A 16,103-nucleotide genomic window follows, 5' to 3' on the forward strand; every position below is an offset into this window, starting at 1 on the left:
TATTCCTTTTTATTTTTTATTTTTATTCATTCACTAATTCAAAAACTACAGATAAATTAGTTTCTAAATTATCTTTACTTTCATATTTAAAAAGCCACCCTAAATAAGGTATATCTGCAAGTAATGGAACTTTTGAAACTGATTCAATATTTTCTTTTTTATTAAGTCCCGTAAGTACAAGTAATTTTTTTAAAGGCATATGAAAAGATTGTTTAATATATTTCTTTGAAGTTGTAATTAAATTATCACTATCAGATATAACGTTAGATACATTTAATTCTAAATCTATATATACGTTATTATCTTTATATATATGCGGTGTAATTGTTATTTGTGTACCTATATCTTTATATTCATAGCTTTCTGTAGTTTTTGTGTCATCATCATCAATTGTTGTTGTACCACTTTTTACAGGAACATTATCAACGACATTAAACACTGTTTCTTTTTCGTCTGAAAGTGTTAATGTTGGATTAGAAACAAAACTAGAAACTTCTTTTTTATCTAATAGTTTTAAGAAGCCATAGAAACCTTTTGAAGAATCAGGATCAACTGTATTTGTTACTGTAAAGGGATAAGAAACTAAGTTAAAAAAGAAGTTTGTATTATTTGAGAGATTTAAAAAAGAAGTATCAGAACCTAACTCTTTTAACTTATCTAAGTTTGTATCTATTATTGTAATTCTTAGTTTTAATTGTTTTGGAAGTGTGTCGATTGATTCAATCATTTCTTTAATTGATTTATATTCTTTTTCATTTGAACGTATTAAAAGTATCTTTGATGTTTTTATAAATTCAAACTTTATATTTTCGTATACAAGTAAGAAATTTTCAATATCAGAATATTTAACAAAATTAAGTTTAATACTTCTATATCTTGGACTTTCAACATAAACAATTTTTTTACTTACAACATAAAGACCTTTAGTTTTTTCTATTACTAAACCTTTTAATTGCAATGCACTCCTGAACCCCTCAAATAAATATGATTTATTATCATTTATATGAAAAACTATATTTTCATCTCTTAACTCTTCAGCTATAAGGATATTAATATTATTTGTTTCACTTGTATATGCTGCGAATGTAACTAAATCTAATTCTAAAGTTTCAGAATATAAATTAGTTATTAAAACCAATAAAACCGCTATTTTCATTACTATCTTTTTCATTTTCGTTACCTCTGTTTTCTAAATTTGTTATAAAAGAGAACCTATTACTATTTACTAATACATAGATATATAATCTATTATGTTTTATTTCTAAAAACTTATTATCAGCTTCTATATCTAATAAATAAATTTTTAAAATATTTGAAGGAATTCTTAAAATTCTTTTATCTTCAAATCTATAAGAACACATAGATTTAAAACAATCAAATTTAAATAATTTAAGATTTTCTTGAAATATTTGCTTATTATTTGAAGTGTCAGGATTAGATATAGTAGTTTCAATTTCTTCTATAGTATTAGAAATTGGTTCACTTTTATCTGTATTAACTTGCTTATCATCTTCAATTGCTATTGAATCTAAAAACGAATAAACAGAAAAAACACATAAAAACAAAGCAAGTAAAGCAAATAATATATATTTATGAATAATTGAATTTCCATTTGAATCAGCACCAGATACATATAAATCAAATATTTTCTTATTTGCTTTTACTGTATCAGTACCAATTTTATCTTTTGCATACATTGAATGTGTAGAATATTGAATATATTTAAAAGTAGATTTAGACATTCTAAAACGTGAAGGAATAGCCTTATAAAAATATTCAGCTACTCTTTTATATTCATTATTCACAAGTGTTAAATCTTGCGTAATAAGTATTAATTCATGATGTAAATGTGCATGATATGTAAACCACCATACAAGCACCTTATCATCTTTTGTTTTTAAATAATTATGACATTCATCAAACACAAAAAGAGTTCTATATATTTTTAATTCTTTTGATTTTTCTATTAATTCAGAATCACTTTTTTTAAGTAAATACATATTATATAGAATAGTTAAATCAGCATATAATTTTTCAAAATCTAAAGGGAAAATTTTATCTGATATATCAAAATTAAATTGATTGATATTTGTGTAAGCATTATCAAATTCTATTTCTTTTTCTTTTTTTAATTTTAATTTAATAAGTAATCTATCAAAAAAAGAAGGTGAATTATCAACAAAAGTGTAATATAAAACAGTCATAGCTTTGTAAGTTTTACCAGAACGTGGAACACCTACATAGTATTTAATAGCCATTATTTAACACCTAATTGAATTAAAACGGATATTTTAAAATATTCGTCAGCTATTGATTGAACAGAATTTAAAATAAATTTTGAAATAAATAGAACTAACAAAGAAATTATAATATAAGTGAAAGAACTAAATACAAATATTAAAGCATCAATTAAACCTATACTATCCATTATTGATATTGGTAAATATAAAAATGTATCTGTATATGTAGAATTAATAAGCTCAAATACTGAAACCATTTGATTATATATCCATAATACAATAGTTACTAATGTAGTTAAATAAGCTATTCTTACAAGAACTAAAGCTCCAATAACAACAAATTGTAAAGACAATATTGCACCACTTACGAAAAATGCTTTTCCAAGTCTTAAAACGTAACCACCTAAAAAACCAATACCAGAAAAAAACCATAAAATAACTTGTATCATTATATTGTACCTACCATTTTAAAAGTAAAGAAAATTAAACCAAGCATTAAAACAATGATTAAAAAAGGGTATAAATAAGGTCTTAATCTTGAAGTTTGAGAGCAGAAATCGACATCTAAAATAATATTTTCTTGACCTAAAGTTGATAAATCAATTTCATAAACTGTTGGACAAGTAACAATATTATTATTTTGTAATTCAAGATTAAAACCCTCTTGAATTTGTGTTTGTGCATCAACTGCAAAAGTTTTAAAAGTTGCATTTTGAGATTGTAAATTATCGTAAAAAGTTTGATACTGATTAGCGATATTATCAATCCAAGAAGAAGAATTATTTAATTCTGTTAGGTCAGGAGTTGAACCCTCTTCAGCAGTTGTTATTTTTGCTAATTCTTCATTTGTTTTATTTCCATTAATAACCTCTTGTTGCCCTATAGTCTTAAGACTTGTTAATTTATTATTAATAGAGCTTAATCTTGAATTAGCAATAGCGGTATTATCTTTTAAACCCTTAACATTTGTATTAATTGCTTTATTATCCTTTGCATTATTTGCCGTCAAATCTTTTAATAGATTATTAAGACTATCACTAGGGTTACTTTCACTATTTTGATTTTTCATACCTTGATTTAATTCGCAAAGCATTTTCTCTTGTAATGTTAAATTTGAATCATTGCAAGAATCAGCAACACTCGGAGGAATAATATCGTTCGGATCACCCTCATTATTTGACGTGTCAGGGTTGTACTCACTATCAGGGGAATTATTACCGCCGTAACCGTCAGAACCAGAAACACCACCCCCGCTATTAGTTGGAGGAGTTGAAGAAATAGGAGAAGTAGGAATATTATCAGGATTTGAAGTATCATAAGTTTGTGATGAACCGTCAGGAAAAGTAATTGTAGTAGTTCCATCCCCATTATCTTGCGCACTTGGAGGAGTTGCATTATTTCCTAATGATTTACATTTATTAGTTATCATATCCCTATACGAACCTTCTTTACACGTTCCATCAGGGTTCTCATAATCCCCATCTTCCTCTTCTGGATTACCCGTATCATTAGTAGGGTTGCAAGTATAATCGCTATAATCTAAATAATGATTTTCTATACATTTAGGAATAGTGTTTCCATTAGAATCAGTGTCTAAGCCGTCAGCATTTGGAATGATTGAAGCTTCATTATCTGGTGTACAATAATAAACATCACCGTCCTTTTCATAAATTTCATCACATACTCTTTCGCCGTTTCCCTGAGGATTAATAGGATAAGGGTAATCACAAGTAGTTTCCCCACTTGATGAAGTCGTACAAGTACCAAACTCATCTTCATAATTTTCATTCATTGAATCAGTTTTAGTAACACAACCGTAATTAATGGTATTTACACGCCAATATTCTTTATTAAGAGTTTCACATCTATTATTCATAACAGGGCGTGACTCTGCAAGCATTTCACTAATACATTTTGAAGGAGTTGAAAAATTTTTTTTTACTAAATACAATTTATATGCAAAAAGCTCATTTTCTTGACAAGATATAGAACTAGTATATGTATAGCCTAGAGTTTCATTACTAAATAATGAATAAGTAATAGAAATTAATATTAATAATATTTTTTTCATTTCTAAATCTTCTTAAAAATAGACATAACAGCCAAGAAAGGTAAAATTACAAACATTGTATAAATTGGAAAAGAAAAGAAGTAGTTAAAAGGTTCATTCTCTGTAACTTCAATTATTGGAAAATCTAAAGAAAAAGAATTAGTAACAATTAATAAAATTAATAATAAATTTTTCATTTGATTAAATCCTTGTTAATACTATTAAAGAGATTAAAGAACCACTTAAAAGACCTGATAAAGCAGATAAGAAATAATAATCAAAATCTGTTAAACCTAAAGATATTGCAGTTTCATTAGAATCAGCACCAAACAAACATAAACTAAATGAAATAATTAATAATAAATTTTTCATTAGATAGACTTTTTAATAATATCAATTGCTTTGTTTATTGATATGTTTGATACTTGAAAAATTACAACTATTGCAAATATTGAAGAAATTAAAAGTAGTGATTGTTCTGTAAATTCCATTTTAAAACCTTTATTTAAAAACTTTAAAATAAAATAATAAGGAGGGAAAACCCCTCTTTATTACTTACCTCTTTTAACAATACTAATTGCTAAACCAACCGCAAGAACTGAACCAATTACAGCAAATGCAATACCTACACCAGAGTAGAAAGGTTCCATATCAATTGCACCCGTTAAACTGTTTGTAGCTTGGTCATAAGTTACAGCAGCTTTAGCAGGAACAGCAGAAAGAGAAGCACCAATAGCAGCACCAATTGCTAATGCAGTACCTTTAAGCTTTTCAGCACCTTTTTTAGTAGCTTCAATTGCTTGAGAACCATATTTTTTTACTTGATTTAAGAATTTCATCTTATTTCCTTTTGTTTTGGTCTAAACTAGACCCTAATTTGAGATTGTAGAACACACAACGAGTATGTACTCTATTAGGTCAAATTATTAGCTAATAGGGGTTAGCCTATTAACTTGTTTTTGAATCTATTATTTGTAAATTATTCTCATTAATTTTATAAGTTGTTTTTTCTTTTGTGTTTTCAATTGGTACTAAGATTTCTTTATCTTTATATTGTAGAAAACTATCATATTTTGAAGAAAGTTCTTCTTCACTATCACATTGAATATTTAAATATTCGAATACAGTTTTATTATAAATTTTTTCAATACCTAAAAGCATTTTTGTAGCTGGTTTAGTTACAATAAATTTTAATTTAAGCATGTTTGGCATTGTTTGCCCTTGGTCGTTTTTCCATGATGTTGTGAAGTCTAATTCATCTAATTTCCCATACATATATGTTCCATGAGAAGATAGAAGCGGTTGTTTTATAGTTTTAATTGGTGTCATTTTGTTTCCCTTAATTTTTTTTATTTCTGTTACCTCTTAAACATAGGAAATAGCGGGTAACAGTTGCTAAATCCTAGTAGTGAAATAAATTCACTATAAAAGCTATTGTTTTAAATAGCCTCTAAGTGGTTTATTTTAATAACCTGGTTTAATTACATCATCAAAATTAATATTTTCAACTGCATCTTTTAATTCTAAGATTTCATCAGATTTAGATTCTAAATCATCAATCCAACTAAGATAAATATCTCCATTTTCACTGTCTTGCCATTTCTCTGACCTATCATCTGCATATTCAGTTGCATCATCTTTGTACTCTAATACTTTTTCTGAATATTCATCTATTGCTTCAATAATTGAATTAGATAATATTTTTAAATCCTCTAATTGTTCTCTTGTAATTCTTTTCATTTTGTTACCCCTTATATTTAAAGTGAAATAAATTCACTAATCAACCTATTTAATAAGCTCATTAGTGGACTTAAACATATACTAAACTATTTAGCGTCCTTTACTACATAGTTTCCATTTGGTGTAATTTGCACAGTTTTATTTATATATTGATTTTTCATTATGAAGCCATTCTTAAATTATGTAATGAATCAAATTTTTTTGATGTTCTTTCATTAGATTCTTTAAACTTTTTTAATGAAATTTTATTCATCATTCCTAATCTGAAAGAATAATTTTGTATTTTTTTTAATCTTTCTAATTTTGCATTAATTACTGATTTTATGTTTTTTACTTTTTTAACTGTAGTTTCTACAAACTCAATTGTTAATTGAACCCAGTTTTGAGAATTGTTAATTTTTGTTTCTTTTGAATAATTTTTTTGAATTGTATTTAATACATTTTGTTTTGATTGATTTTGATTATCTTTAGAATTTTGATAAAATGATGAGTTAGACTGTTTATTTAATTGCATTTTGTTACCCCTAATAAATGTTATTCGATAAATTGATAAGAGTATTATATGACAAAATGCGATATTTGTCAAGACAAAATGAAAAAAATGAGGACAAAATGCGAAATATTGACGATATTTTATCTAGATTATATGATAAATTGGGATTTTTCAAAGATAAGGAATTCTGTGAAAAGTATGAATTAAAACAAAATACAGTTAGTACTTGGAAAAAAAGGAATAGTATACCTTATGATTTGATAGCAGATATATCGCAAAATGAGAATATTTCTCTTGATTACATATTAAATGGAAAAGAAGAAATATCATTAGATATAGACTATAAAAAAGAACTAATTAAAAATTTAGAAGAACTAAATAACACTCAAATAAAATATATTTGGCATATTTCGGAAGCTGAAAAGTTAAAATCTTAAAAAGTAATAATTGTATTTATTACATAATAACTTGTAAATTATACAATATATAAAAAATCTAATATAAAAATAATTAATATATCTTTAAAATAAAACTTTATAATATTAATAAATTTAAAAATAAAGGGTAAAAAAAATGAAATATATTTTAATTCTAATATTTATATTTAATAGTTTAAATGCTGAATATAGATATACAAATATTAAGAAAAAAAATAGTAGTAGTCCAAAAAAATATAAAAGTAAAAGCATATCTTTTCAAGGTAAAGTATTTAATTCTACTGAGTATAGAGATTACACTAGAATTTCAGTTAGAACAGATAAAAATAAAAGAATAGTTATAAAAGTAAAAAGAACTAATTTAAATTTAAAAGATGGAATGAGAATAACTGGTAATTGTTATGATAAGAAAGCTAGAACTTATATTAATTGTTCAATAGTAAGGTATTAAAGTAATATAAATGAAATTTATTTTAATGTAACAAAAAGTGTTACAAAAATATCAATAAATATTAGAAAATATGTAATTTAGCAATTTAACAAGTTACTTTCTTTAGTATTTTATGTATTTAACATTTAATTAACAAACAATTGTTATACTTCGAAACAATTTAGGATATTACAAAATTAATCTTCCTACTAACCTGATTATATACAAGATTAGTATCCTATTACTATTATAATAAATTTGAATGCGGCTTCACAAATCTTTGTGAAGCTTTTTTTTTGTATAATTTCAAGCTTGGAGCTTAACAAATGAAAAAACTTTTACCCTTTTTAACAATCTTAATAATAATTGCAGTAATAATAATAATATTTCTATCAATGTCTAATAAAAAACAAATGGTAGTTATTCATGAAGGTAATCACACTTTACAACCTGTTAATATTAGACATAACCACTTTCAAGATAGTCAATGTGGAATGACAATTAGTGAAGATCATAATTCAGCACAAGCTGTATCTCCTGATGGTAAAACATGGTTTTTTGATGATGTAGGGTGTTTAGTTTTATGGTACAACAATATAAAATTTAAAGAAAAAGCTACGTTATGGGTTTTTTCAAATGACACAAAAAAATATATAAACGCACGTGAAGCTTGGTATAGTAGAACTGAAAATACACCTATGGGATATGGTTTTGGTGCTTATAAAGAAAAACAAGAAAACTTTATAAGTTTTGAAGAAGTAGTTTTAAAAATGATTAGAGGCGAAAATCTTACAAACCCATATATCAAAAAAGAATTAGTTGGTAAATAATGGAAACGATTAGTATTATAACAATTATAACAATTGCATTTTTAGGTTCATTTGGACACTGTGTTGGAATGTGTGGTGGTATTGTAATTGCATATTCAAGTACTAAGATTAAAAACTCTTGGTCAAAAAAACTACAAGCTACTGCTCATTTACTTTACTCTTTTGGAAGAATTACAACATATACAATTTTAGGTGCATTATTTGGTTTAGTTGGTGGTGTTGTTACTTTTGATAATCTAACTAGTGGTATTTTACTTCTAGTAACTGGTTCTATGATGGTTTTAATTGGATTATCATTAATGGGAAAAATCAGGTTTCTTACTACAATTGAGCATTCATGTTCTAAATCTCCACTTTATCAAAGCACTTTTAAATCACTTATTGGTTCGGATTCTTTAATGAGTTTTTACTTACTTGGAATGTTAAATGGACTTTTGCCTTGTGGTTTTGTATATGTTTTTGCAATTACAGCAGCAAGTACAGGAAACCCTATTTGGGGAGCTTTTGTAATGTTTATCTTTGGACTTAGCACAATTCCTGCACTCTTTTCACTTGGTTTTTTTATAGGTTTATTTAAGAAAACAAACTTAAGAGATTTATTTATCAAACTAGCTTCTTATTTAGTAATTGGCTTTGGTATTTATATTGCTTATTTAGGTTATGAATATTTAACAGATCCAACAAAAACTATCTTAGACTGCCATATTTAAAACTATTGATTCAATAGTTTTATCTATTTTTATATATAATCCCACCAATTATCACATTTAAAATTTTTTAAAGGAGGAATACATGATTAGTAAATCAAGAAAATATTTTACTATTTTTGGTCTCTTAGCCGCTACTGTCGATAAAAAAATGCAATCTTTTAACTGCATGATTGATGCAATTTTACATAGTAGTTTGCCAAGAATTATAAAAATATTATTAGCAAAAGAATTAAAACCCATAAACTTAGATTCAACAAATAAAATATAAAAAAATTAGGAACATAAATAATGAATAAAAAAATATCTACAAGCTTAGTTGCAAGTTTATTAATAGCAACAAATCTACAATCATCAGAAACTATCAAATTAGAAGAAATCACAGTTACAAGTGCTACTAAAACAGCCCAATCAATCAAAGATGTTACATCAAATATAGATGTTATTACAAAAGAAGAAATAGAAGAAAGACATTTTACTACGGTTACTGAAGCTTTAAATACTATTCCAGGTATTTCTTTTACTACAAATGGTAGTTTAGGTAATGCCTCATCTATTTATGTAAGAGGTAATGATTCAAAAAGAACTTTAGTTCTTATAGATGGAATTAGATATAACGATATTACAGGTACAAGTGGTGCTCCTTTTGAACATCTAATGATAGATGATATAGAACAAATTGAAGTGGTAAAAGGTGCGCAAAGTGGTGTTTGGGGTGCAGATGCAAGTGCTGGTGTGATTAATATAATTACTAAAACTGCAAAGCTAGGTACTCATGGTGATATTAATGTAGAGTATGGCTCATTTGATACTAAAAAATACGGTGTGAATTTATCACATAAAACAGATAAATATTATGTAAAAGGTTCTATTCATAAAATAGATACAGATGGTTATTCTTCTTTTGTTGCAAAAAAAGATTCTGTTGATTATGGGAAAAGAGGCGATAAATTAGGTTTAGAAGATGATGGATATGAAAACTTAACAGTAAATTTAAAAGCTGGTTATAATATTGATGATTCAAATAAAATTGATGTATCTCATACAATGATTGATGCTGATAGTAATTTTGATAGTTCAAGTGCTGATGCATATAATACATCAAGTATAAAAGATAACTTTTCTACAATCTCTTATGAAAATAAAAATGATTTTGCTACAACAGATATTTATGCAAAAAGATCTCAATTTGATAGAGAATACTACTATCCTGCATACGGTTCAACATCAGAGTATGATGGTGTTGTAAAAGAATATGGATTGAAGACAAATATTCCATATTTAAATGATAGTTCTTTTTTAGTTTTAGGAGCAGATTATAAATCTTTTGAACATAAAAATGATTTAAATGAGAAATACAATAACAAAGCTGTTTTTGTAACTAATAGCAATAAATTTAATAATAATAAAACAATCATAACTGAATCTTTACGATTTGATTCTTATACTAAGTTTGAAAATAAAACAACTGCGAAGATTGGAATAAAACAATATATTTGGAAGGATTTAAATGTAAGCGCAAACTATGGTACAGCTTATAATGTTCCAACTTTATACAATTTATATTCATATTATGGAAATGAAGATTTAAATCCAGAAGAAACAAAAAATTATGACTTAGAAGTTGAATATCAAGGTTTTTCTGTAACATATTTTAACACTAAAATAAAAGATATGATTGATTATGACTTTAGTACATCTAAATATAATAATATAAAAGGTACTTCAACATTAAAAGGTTACGAGCTTGCTTATAAACTAAATTTAAGTGAAGATGCATTATTAAATCTAAATTATACGCATTTAAGTGCACAAGATAACGAGAATGAAGATATAGCACGAAGAGCAAAAAGACAGGCTGGTTTTGGAGTAGATTATTATGGAATTGATAAGTTACATTTAAATGTTAATGGTTCATACGTTGGAACTAGATATAATGGTGCAAATAAATCAGGTGCTAGTACAGGAAATTATACTCTTTGGAACGCAGTTGTAAACTATAAAATTAACAAAACGTTCTCTACATATATAAAAGTTGATAACTTATTTAATAAATATTATCAAACAGTTGATGGTTATGCAACAGCTGAGAGAAGTGCATATATAGGTCTAAAGGCAACATTCTAATATGAAAAAATTTATATTTATACTTCTAATCTTTTGTATAAATTTAATGGGGGAGAGCAGAATTGTAACTCTGACTCCTTCAATAAATGAGATAGTTTATGCTCTGGGAATGGGAAATAGCGTAGTGGCAAATACTAGATATTGTGATTTTCCAGAAGAGTCTAAGAGTGTAAAAAAAGTAGGTGGTTATGCAACGATATCTTTAGAAAAAATTATCCAATCAAAACCTACTGTTGTAATTGCACAAAATTATGATGAAAAAGTATTACGAAATTTAAAAAGTTTAAATATAAAAACTTTAGTATTTAAGACAGATACTCTTACATCTATTAAACATACTATTAAAACTTTAGGTGAATATTTTCAAAAAGAAGAAAGAGCAATGGAATTAATTTCTAAAATAGATGACTCTTTAACTTCATTAAAAAATATTGTTTCAAATAAAAAAGTATTATTAGTTATTGGTCCACGAAAAGATTTGAATAATCAAATATACATCACAGGTAATAACTTATATTTTGAAGACATTATAAAAGCTTCAGGAAATAAAAATGCTTATTTCTCTACAAGTACAAACCAACCTGTCGTAAATAGTGAAAAAATTATCAATATGAATCCCGATATTATAATAATGATATCTCCATTTTTAGATGGAAAAACAAAAGAAAAAAAGAAAATTCTTGATAATTGGATATCTTTACCTGTGAATGCAGCAATAAAAAAGAATATTTATTTTATAGATAAGCTATATGCAGGAATCCCTAGTCAAAGAGTAGTTTATTTTATAAAAGATTTTAAAAAGATATTAGAAAATGTTAGAAATAAATAACTATAATAGTAGTATTTTGCATGATATTTCTTTCTCTTTAGAAGAGAATGAAAACCTTATTGTTTTAGGTGAAAATGGAGCAGGGAAGTCTACTCTTGCAAAAGTTTTATCGAATCTAATTGAAAATGATAATGTAAAACTATTTAATCAAAATATAGCAGCTTTAAGTGACAATAAAAGAGCGGAATATATAAATTATATTCCTCCTAAATTATCAATATTTGATGAGTACATTACTTTACGAGAATTTTTTGAATTAGCATGTATTGATCAAGTTGATAATAAAAAGATAGATGATTTAATAGATATATTAAATCTAAGAAAATTGGAAAAAAAATACTGCAAAGCTTTTAGTTCAGGAGAAAAGCAACTTCTACTTTTAGGTTCAAGTATTTTACATGATGCAAAGATCACTATTTTTGATGAGCTTACAGCTAATTTAGATATTACAAGATTAAAAGAAGTATTTGATATTTTTAATTCAACTTTTCTAAAACAAAAGATTATAATAACTCATAATCTTGATTTAGCATATGCTTTAAAATTTAAAGTCTTATATATGAGAGATGGAAAAATTGAGTTTTTTGGAAAACATGAAGAGTTTTTTTGTAATGAAAACCTTAGAAAGTTTTATAATGATTCTATTTCAAAAGTAAACGAACACTTGGTGGTAAACTTATGAAATTAAGTTTATATATATTTTCTGCAATTATTTTGATAATTTCTCCTTTTTTAGGTGAGATTTCCCTCGATTTAAATGAATTATTTGATTCTTCTACTATTACATATAAAGTATTTTGGGAACTTAGAGTTTCAAGAGTTTTATTAGCATTTTTTGTTGGTGGGATTTTATCTTTAAGTGGTTTGATATTTCAAATCATATTTAAAAATGCACTTATAACTCCTTACACTTTAGGAATTGCTAGTGGTACTACTTTGTTTACTGCTATTTCAATAGTCTTTTTTCCTGCTATGATTTTATCTGTATCCTCAGCTTTGGGTTCACTTCTTACTATTACAATTTTATATTATATTTCAAAGAATATCAATAAAAATACGATAGCTGTTTCAACAAATTCAATACTTTTAATAGGTATTGCCTTATCTTATTTTTATTCATCTGCTTTGATGTTAGTGTTTTATATGAGTAATTTAGAACAAAATTATTCTATTGTTAGATTTACTTTAGGAAGCTTAGATACTGTTGGTTTTACTAGTTCTTTTGTGATTTTTATAATGGCTGCAATTATGTATATGACTATTTATATAAATAGAGCAAACATCAAACTTTTACTTATTTCAAATGATACTGCATTTTTAAAAGGTTTAAATGTACATAAGTTAAACCTCTTACTTCTTGTAGTAATTTCCATTTGTGTAGGTGTTAGTATTAGTTTTGTAGGACCAATTGGTTTTATAGGACTTGTTATTCCTCATATTGTTAAATTAATTTATAAAAAAAGTGCAGACCAATTAATCTTTCCAGTGTTTTTTTATGGGGGAATTTTTTTAGTTATGTCTGATTTAATTGCAAGAAATTTAAATACAGCATCATCTTTACCAATAGGAGTTGTAACCGCTTTTATAGGTGCACCATTCTTTGTATATTTATTAATCAAAAGAAATAAAAAGGACTAACATCAAAGCTTTATGTATTAGTGCAACTGCATCAAACCAAGGTAAAACTATTTTAACAACAGCTTTACTTTATCACTATAAAAAATCTGTTCGTCCTTTTAAAATTGGACCTGATTTTATAGATCCTCTTTTTCATAAAAAAATATGTGATACTGCTAGTATAAATTTAGATACTTGTATTATGGATAAATCTCAAGTTAAGTGGATGTTTCATAAGTATTCAAATAAAGATATTTCTATTTTAGAAGGTGTAATGGGATTTTATGATGGAATGGATAAAGGCTCATCAGCTTATGATGTAACAAAGCTCTTAAATATACCAACAGTATTAATTTTAGATGCAGGTGGTTCATATACAACTCTTAGTGCTATTATAAAAGGATTAAAAGAATATAGAGAAGGAAATACTGTAAAAGCAGTAGTTTTTAACCATGTATCGTCTTCTATGCATTTTGAACTTATAAAAAAGCAAGTAGAAAAAGATTTTGATGATATTGTAATAATAGGTTGGATAAAAAGTAAACTTGAATCTTTAGATTCCATACATTTAGGACTTGATTTAAATGAGAATGATAAAGAAAAACTAGAAGATATTTCAAAAGAAGTTTTAGCTCATATTGACTTAGAAAAACTAGAACTTTTAGCATTTTGTGATTCTAAAAATATTGATACTTATCCCTTTGAGAAAATAGAAAAATACGATAAACATATATCTGTAGTAAATGATGAGAACTTTAGCTTTCTTTACCATGATAATTTGAAGTTCTTAGAAGAGAGTTTCTCAAAAGTCACAATTATAAATAGTATAAAAAATGAAGTTATACCAAGTGATTGTGATATTGTATTTATTTGTGGTGGTTATATAGAGACAGATAAAGCTTATAATAAATTTAAAAACTCAGATGATTTCAAAGACTCACTTATCCAGCATTCTAAAACAAAAGCTATTTATGGTGAATGTGCGGGACTTATTTTACTTGGCAGAAAAGTTGATAATAAAAAAATGTTGGGACTTTTACCTCTAGATTTTGAACTAACATCGCGACCTAACAGATTAGGGTACTATGATAATGATTTAGGTATTACAGGTCATGCTTTTCATTATACAAAGGTTCTAAATGATATTAAAGGTGAGTATACTTTATATAAAAAGAAAAATGAACGTGAAGTTTATGCCGCATTTAAAAATGAAAATACCTTTGGAACATATTTCCATACTATGTTTAGGAATAACTTTAACAAAATAAAAATTTATTTTAAACTCTAATTATTATAAGTTTTACTTATGTATTTTACAACTAACTTTAATAATAATAAGTTATAATTATAAGAATAATTAGAAAAACTTGTTTAACTGAGCCTTTAGTTTTTTAGGTAAGTGTGCATATACCATACTTCTTTTGGCAATAAAAATTTCATTTTCATAGATTTCAGTATCAAGTGAAAGTGTTTGAGTCTTAAAGTTTATTAGTTTTATTGTTTGACCTTTTTCTTCAAAAGATAAGTTCATTTTCTTTAAATCTACTAAAGCTGGTTTCTTTTTTGCCATATTTGACCTTTTTTCTAATTATAATAAATTAATTATAAAGAGGATGTAATAAATGGAAAATAAAGAGAGTATTAAATCAATACCTTCAAATAGATTACAGTTTTTTCCTGTAATGATGTTCGCAATAATCATGGGTTTAACGGGTTTATCAATAGTATTTAAAAAGCTAAGTGAAGTTTTATATTTCCCTTCAATCGTAGGTACTTTATTAGGTTTAGCTTCAACAATTGTATTTTTTATAATTTTATTTACTTATTTTTCAAAATTACTAAAGTATAAAAAGGAAGTAAAAGAAGAGATTACTCATCCCATTCGAGTTAATTTCTTTGCAGCTATTTCAATTTCAACATTATTATTATCAATTTTTTATAAGCATATAGTAGATGATTTATCTCATATATTCTTTATCTTAGGTGCTTGTTTACATATATTCTTTACTTTTTATACTATTAAGTTTTGGATAAATAATAATCTTGAAATGCAACACTCAAATCCTGCCTGGTTTATTCCAATTGTTGGTAATTTAATAGTTCCAATTGCTGGAAAAGGTTTTATTGATGATAGTATTTTATATTTCTATTTTTCAATAGGTATTTTCTTTTGGATTATACTTTTCTCAATTATCTTAAATAGAATAATTTTTCATAAACAGTTCGCTCCAAAATTTATGCCAACACTATTTATTCTAATTGCACCACCTGCAATTGGATTTCTTTCATATATAAGTTTAACCGGAAAGCTTGATTTCTTTGCGCATATTTTATATAGTTTAGGATTGTTTTTTACAATATTAGTATTTATAATGTATAAAAATTATATAAATATAAAGTTCTTTATTTCATGGTGGGCATTTACTTTTCCAATGGCTTCAATTGCACTTGCCACTATTTTAATGTATGAATTAACATCAGTTTGGTTTTATGGTTTATTATCTTATCTTTTAATGATAATAACAACAATAATAGTATTTTTAGTAGCGAAAGAAACACTTGCACATATGGGAAAAAAAGAAATCTGTATCATGGAATAATTT

The 16,103-nt window shown here is 25.6% G+C and carries 22 protein-coding genes; 11 read left to right on the forward strand and 11 right to left on the reverse strand.

Annotation, left to right across the window (positions count from 1 at the left end; all coding sequences use genetic code 11):
* Positions 1 to 22 precede the first annotated feature (22 nt).
* The 10 genes from KO488_RS08305 to KO488_RS08350 all read right to left on the reverse strand — a co-directional run bounded on the left by KO488_RS08305 (position 23) and on the right by KO488_RS08350 (position 6,544).
* The gene (locus KO488_RS08305) at positions 23 to 1,171 is read right to left on the reverse strand and encodes a type II secretion system protein GspD (protein WP_216058339.1); all 1,149 of its coding nucleotides are present in this window, start codon (positions 1,169 to 1,171) and stop codon (positions 23 to 25) included.
* Positions 1,122 to 2,258: a zonular occludens toxin domain-containing protein gene (locus tag KO488_RS08310; RefSeq protein WP_216058340.1), complete on the reverse strand. Its 1,137-nt coding sequence runs from the start codon at positions 2,256 to 2,258 to the stop codon at positions 1,122 to 1,124. The genes KO488_RS08305 and KO488_RS08310 overlap by 50 nt, the downstream gene beginning before the upstream one ends.
* The gene (locus tag KO488_RS08315; protein WP_216058341.1) at positions 2,258 to 2,689 is read right to left on the reverse strand and encodes a hypothetical protein; all 432 of its coding nucleotides are present in this window, start codon (positions 2,687 to 2,689) and stop codon (positions 2,258 to 2,260) included. Before KO488_RS08315 ends, KO488_RS08310 begins: the two co-directional genes overlap by 1 nt.
* Entirely contained in the window at positions 2,689 to 4,311 is a 1,623-nt protein-coding gene (locus KO488_RS08320) for a hypothetical protein (protein ID WP_216058342.1), read from the reverse strand. Before KO488_RS08320 ends, KO488_RS08315 begins: the two co-directional genes overlap by 1 nt.
* 2 nt (positions 4,312 to 4,313) lie before the next feature.
* Complete coding sequence (locus tag KO488_RS08325; RefSeq protein ID WP_216058343.1) at positions 4,314 to 4,487, reverse strand: hypothetical protein; 174 nt, start codon at positions 4,485 to 4,487, stop codon at positions 4,314 to 4,316.
* Between the two features lie 4 nt (positions 4,488 to 4,491).
* A complete protein-coding gene (locus KO488_RS08330; protein ID WP_216058344.1) occupies positions 4,492 to 4,662 on the reverse strand; it encodes a hypothetical protein in 171 nt (56 codons plus the stop codon).
* 179 nt (positions 4,663 to 4,841) lie between these two features.
* Positions 4,842 to 5,129 carry a hypothetical protein gene (locus KO488_RS08335; protein WP_216058345.1) on the reverse strand — a complete coding sequence of 96 codons (288 nt, stop codon included), beginning with the start codon at positions 5,127 to 5,129 and terminating at the stop codon, positions 4,842 to 4,844.
* A gap of 109 nt (positions 5,130 to 5,238) precedes the next feature.
* A complete protein-coding gene (locus tag KO488_RS08340; RefSeq protein ID WP_216058346.1) occupies positions 5,239 to 5,619 on the reverse strand; it encodes a hypothetical protein in 381 nt (126 codons plus the stop codon).
* A 135-nt stretch (positions 5,620 to 5,754) separates the two neighbouring features.
* Positions 5,755 to 6,030 carry a hypothetical protein gene (locus KO488_RS08345; RefSeq protein ID WP_216058347.1) on the reverse strand — a complete coding sequence of 92 codons (276 nt, stop codon included), beginning with the start codon at positions 6,028 to 6,030 and terminating at the stop codon, positions 5,755 to 5,757.
* Positions 6,031 to 6,190: 160 nt separating this feature from the next.
* On the reverse strand, positions 6,191 to 6,544 hold the full coding sequence (locus KO488_RS08350) for a hypothetical protein (RefSeq protein ID WP_216058348.1): 354 nt from the start codon (positions 6,542 to 6,544) through the stop codon (positions 6,191 to 6,193).
* A 98-nt stretch (positions 6,545 to 6,642) separates the two neighbouring features.
* Here KO488_RS08350 and KO488_RS08355 point away from each other — a divergent pair, with 98 nt between their 5' ends.
* The 10 genes from KO488_RS08355 (at position 6,643) to KO488_RS08400 (ending at position 14,788) form a co-directional block, all read left to right on the forward strand.
* Positions 6,643 to 6,960, forward strand: coding sequence for a helix-turn-helix domain-containing protein (locus tag KO488_RS08355; protein ID WP_216058349.1), 318 nt, complete (start codon positions 6,643 to 6,645; stop codon positions 6,958 to 6,960).
* A gap of 136 nt (positions 6,961 to 7,096) precedes the next feature.
* A complete protein-coding gene (locus KO488_RS08360) occupies positions 7,097 to 7,411 on the forward strand; it encodes a hypothetical protein (protein WP_216058350.1) in 315 nt (104 codons plus the stop codon).
* Between the two features lie 305 nt (positions 7,412 to 7,716).
* Positions 7,717 to 8,220 (forward strand): hypothetical protein, encoded by a 504-nt coding sequence (locus KO488_RS08365; protein WP_216058351.1) that lies wholly within the window; start codon positions 7,717 to 7,719, stop codon positions 8,218 to 8,220.
* On the forward strand, positions 8,220 to 8,930 hold the full coding sequence (locus KO488_RS08370; RefSeq protein ID WP_216058352.1) for a sulfite exporter TauE/SafE family protein: 711 nt from the start codon (positions 8,220 to 8,222) through the stop codon (positions 8,928 to 8,930). Before KO488_RS08365 ends, KO488_RS08370 begins: the two co-directional genes overlap by 1 nt.
* 82 nt (positions 8,931 to 9,012) lie before the next feature.
* A complete protein-coding gene (locus tag KO488_RS08375) occupies positions 9,013 to 9,198 on the forward strand; it encodes a hypothetical protein (RefSeq protein ID WP_216058353.1) in 186 nt (61 codons plus the stop codon).
* 20 nt (positions 9,199 to 9,218) lie between these two features.
* On the forward strand, positions 9,219 to 11,054 hold the full coding sequence (locus KO488_RS08380; RefSeq protein ID WP_216058354.1) for a TonB-dependent receptor plug domain-containing protein: 1,836 nt from the start codon (positions 9,219 to 9,221) through the stop codon (positions 11,052 to 11,054).
* Between the two features lies 1 nt (position 11,055).
* Positions 11,056 to 11,883, forward strand: coding sequence for an ABC transporter substrate-binding protein (locus KO488_RS08385; protein ID WP_216058355.1), 828 nt, complete (start codon positions 11,056 to 11,058; stop codon positions 11,881 to 11,883).
* Positions 11,867 to 12,565, forward strand: coding sequence for an ATP-binding cassette domain-containing protein (locus KO488_RS08390; protein WP_216058356.1), 699 nt, complete (start codon positions 11,867 to 11,869; stop codon positions 12,563 to 12,565). The genes KO488_RS08385 and KO488_RS08390 overlap by 17 nt, the downstream gene beginning before the upstream one ends.
* Positions 12,562 to 13,521 carry a FecCD family ABC transporter permease gene (locus KO488_RS08395; protein ID WP_216058357.1) on the forward strand — a complete coding sequence of 320 codons (960 nt, stop codon included), beginning with the start codon at positions 12,562 to 12,564 and terminating at the stop codon, positions 13,519 to 13,521. Before KO488_RS08390 ends, KO488_RS08395 begins: the two co-directional genes overlap by 4 nt.
* Positions 13,522 to 13,537: 16 nt before the next feature.
* Positions 13,538 to 14,788, forward strand: coding sequence for a cobyrinate a,c-diamide synthase (locus KO488_RS08400; RefSeq protein ID WP_303572438.1), 1,251 nt, complete (start codon positions 13,538 to 13,540; stop codon positions 14,786 to 14,788).
* 69 nt (positions 14,789 to 14,857) lie between these two features.
* Here KO488_RS08400 and KO488_RS08405 read toward each other — a convergent pair whose 3' ends face one another.
* Positions 14,858 to 15,070: a malate dehydrogenase gene (locus tag KO488_RS08405; protein WP_216058358.1), complete on the reverse strand. Its 213-nt coding sequence runs from the start codon at positions 15,068 to 15,070 to the stop codon at positions 14,858 to 14,860.
* 52 nt (positions 15,071 to 15,122) lie between these two features.
* Here KO488_RS08405 and KO488_RS08410 point away from each other — a divergent pair, with 52 nt between their 5' ends.
* Positions 15,123 to 16,100 (forward strand): SLAC1 anion channel family protein, encoded by a 978-nt coding sequence (locus KO488_RS08410; protein ID WP_216058359.1) that lies wholly within the window; start codon positions 15,123 to 15,125, stop codon positions 16,098 to 16,100.
* Positions 16,101 to 16,103 lie beyond the last annotated feature (3 nt).

Origin of the sequence: Poseidonibacter lekithochrous, from assembly GCF_018861145.1 — a bacterium.
Taxonomy (GTDB): domain Bacteria; phylum Campylobacterota; class Campylobacteria; order Campylobacterales; family Arcobacteraceae; genus Poseidonibacter; species Poseidonibacter lekithochrous_A.

Bases quoted from the DNA above. Each gene is read 5' to 3' on its own strand.
- KO488_RS08305 (WP_216058339.1), bottom strand. From the start codon at position 1,171: ATGAAAAAGATAGTAATGAAAATAGCGGTTTTATTGGTTTTAATAACT.
- KO488_RS08310 (WP_216058340.1), bottom strand. From the start codon at position 2,258: ATGGCTATTAAATACTATGTAGGTGTTCCACGTTCTGGTAAAACTTAC.
- KO488_RS08315 (WP_216058341.1), bottom strand. From the start codon at position 2,689: ATGATACAAGTTATTTTATGGTTTTTTTCTGGTATTGGTTTTTTAGGT.
- KO488_RS08320 (WP_216058342.1), bottom strand. From the start codon at position 4,311: ATGAAAAAAATATTATTAATATTAATTTCTATTACTTATTCATTATTT.
- KO488_RS08325 (WP_216058343.1), bottom strand. From the start codon at position 4,487: ATGAAAAATTTATTATTAATTTTATTAATTGTTACTAATTCTTTTTCT.
- KO488_RS08330 (WP_216058344.1), bottom strand. From the start codon at position 4,662: ATGAAAAATTTATTATTAATTATTTCATTTAGTTTATGTTTGTTTGGT.
- KO488_RS08335 (WP_216058345.1), bottom strand. From the start codon at position 5,129: ATGAAATTCTTAAATCAAGTAAAAAAATATGGTTCTCAAGCAATTGAA.
- KO488_RS08340 (WP_216058346.1), bottom strand. From the start codon at position 5,619: ATGACACCAATTAAAACTATAAAACAACCGCTTCTATCTTCTCATGGA.
- KO488_RS08345 (WP_216058347.1), bottom strand. From the start codon at position 6,030: ATGAAAAGAATTACAAGAGAACAATTAGAGGATTTAAAAATATTATCT.
- KO488_RS08350 (WP_216058348.1), bottom strand. From the start codon at position 6,544: ATGCAATTAAATAAACAGTCTAACTCATCATTTTATCAAAATTCTAAA.
- KO488_RS08355 (WP_216058349.1), top strand. From the start codon at position 6,643: ATGCGAAATATTGACGATATTTTATCTAGATTATATGATAAATTGGGA.
- KO488_RS08360 (WP_216058350.1), top strand. From the start codon at position 7,097: ATGAAATATATTTTAATTCTAATATTTATATTTAATAGTTTAAATGCT.
- KO488_RS08365 (WP_216058351.1), top strand. From the start codon at position 7,717: ATGAAAAAACTTTTACCCTTTTTAACAATCTTAATAATAATTGCAGTA.
- KO488_RS08370 (WP_216058352.1), top strand. From the start codon at position 8,220: ATGGAAACGATTAGTATTATAACAATTATAACAATTGCATTTTTAGGT.
- KO488_RS08375 (WP_216058353.1), top strand. From the start codon at position 9,013: ATGATTAGTAAATCAAGAAAATATTTTACTATTTTTGGTCTCTTAGCC.
- KO488_RS08380 (WP_216058354.1), top strand. From the start codon at position 9,219: ATGAATAAAAAAATATCTACAAGCTTAGTTGCAAGTTTATTAATAGCA.
- KO488_RS08385 (WP_216058355.1), top strand. From the start codon at position 11,056: ATGAAAAAATTTATATTTATACTTCTAATCTTTTGTATAAATTTAATG.
- KO488_RS08390 (WP_216058356.1), top strand. From the start codon at position 11,867: ATGTTAGAAATAAATAACTATAATAGTAGTATTTTGCATGATATTTCT.
- KO488_RS08395 (WP_216058357.1), top strand. From the start codon at position 12,562: ATGAAATTAAGTTTATATATATTTTCTGCAATTATTTTGATAATTTCT.
- KO488_RS08405 (WP_216058358.1), bottom strand. From the start codon at position 15,070: ATGGCAAAAAAGAAACCAGCTTTAGTAGATTTAAAGAAAATGAACTTA.
- KO488_RS08410 (WP_216058359.1), top strand. From the start codon at position 15,123: ATGGAAAATAAAGAGAGTATTAAATCAATACCTTCAAATAGATTACAG.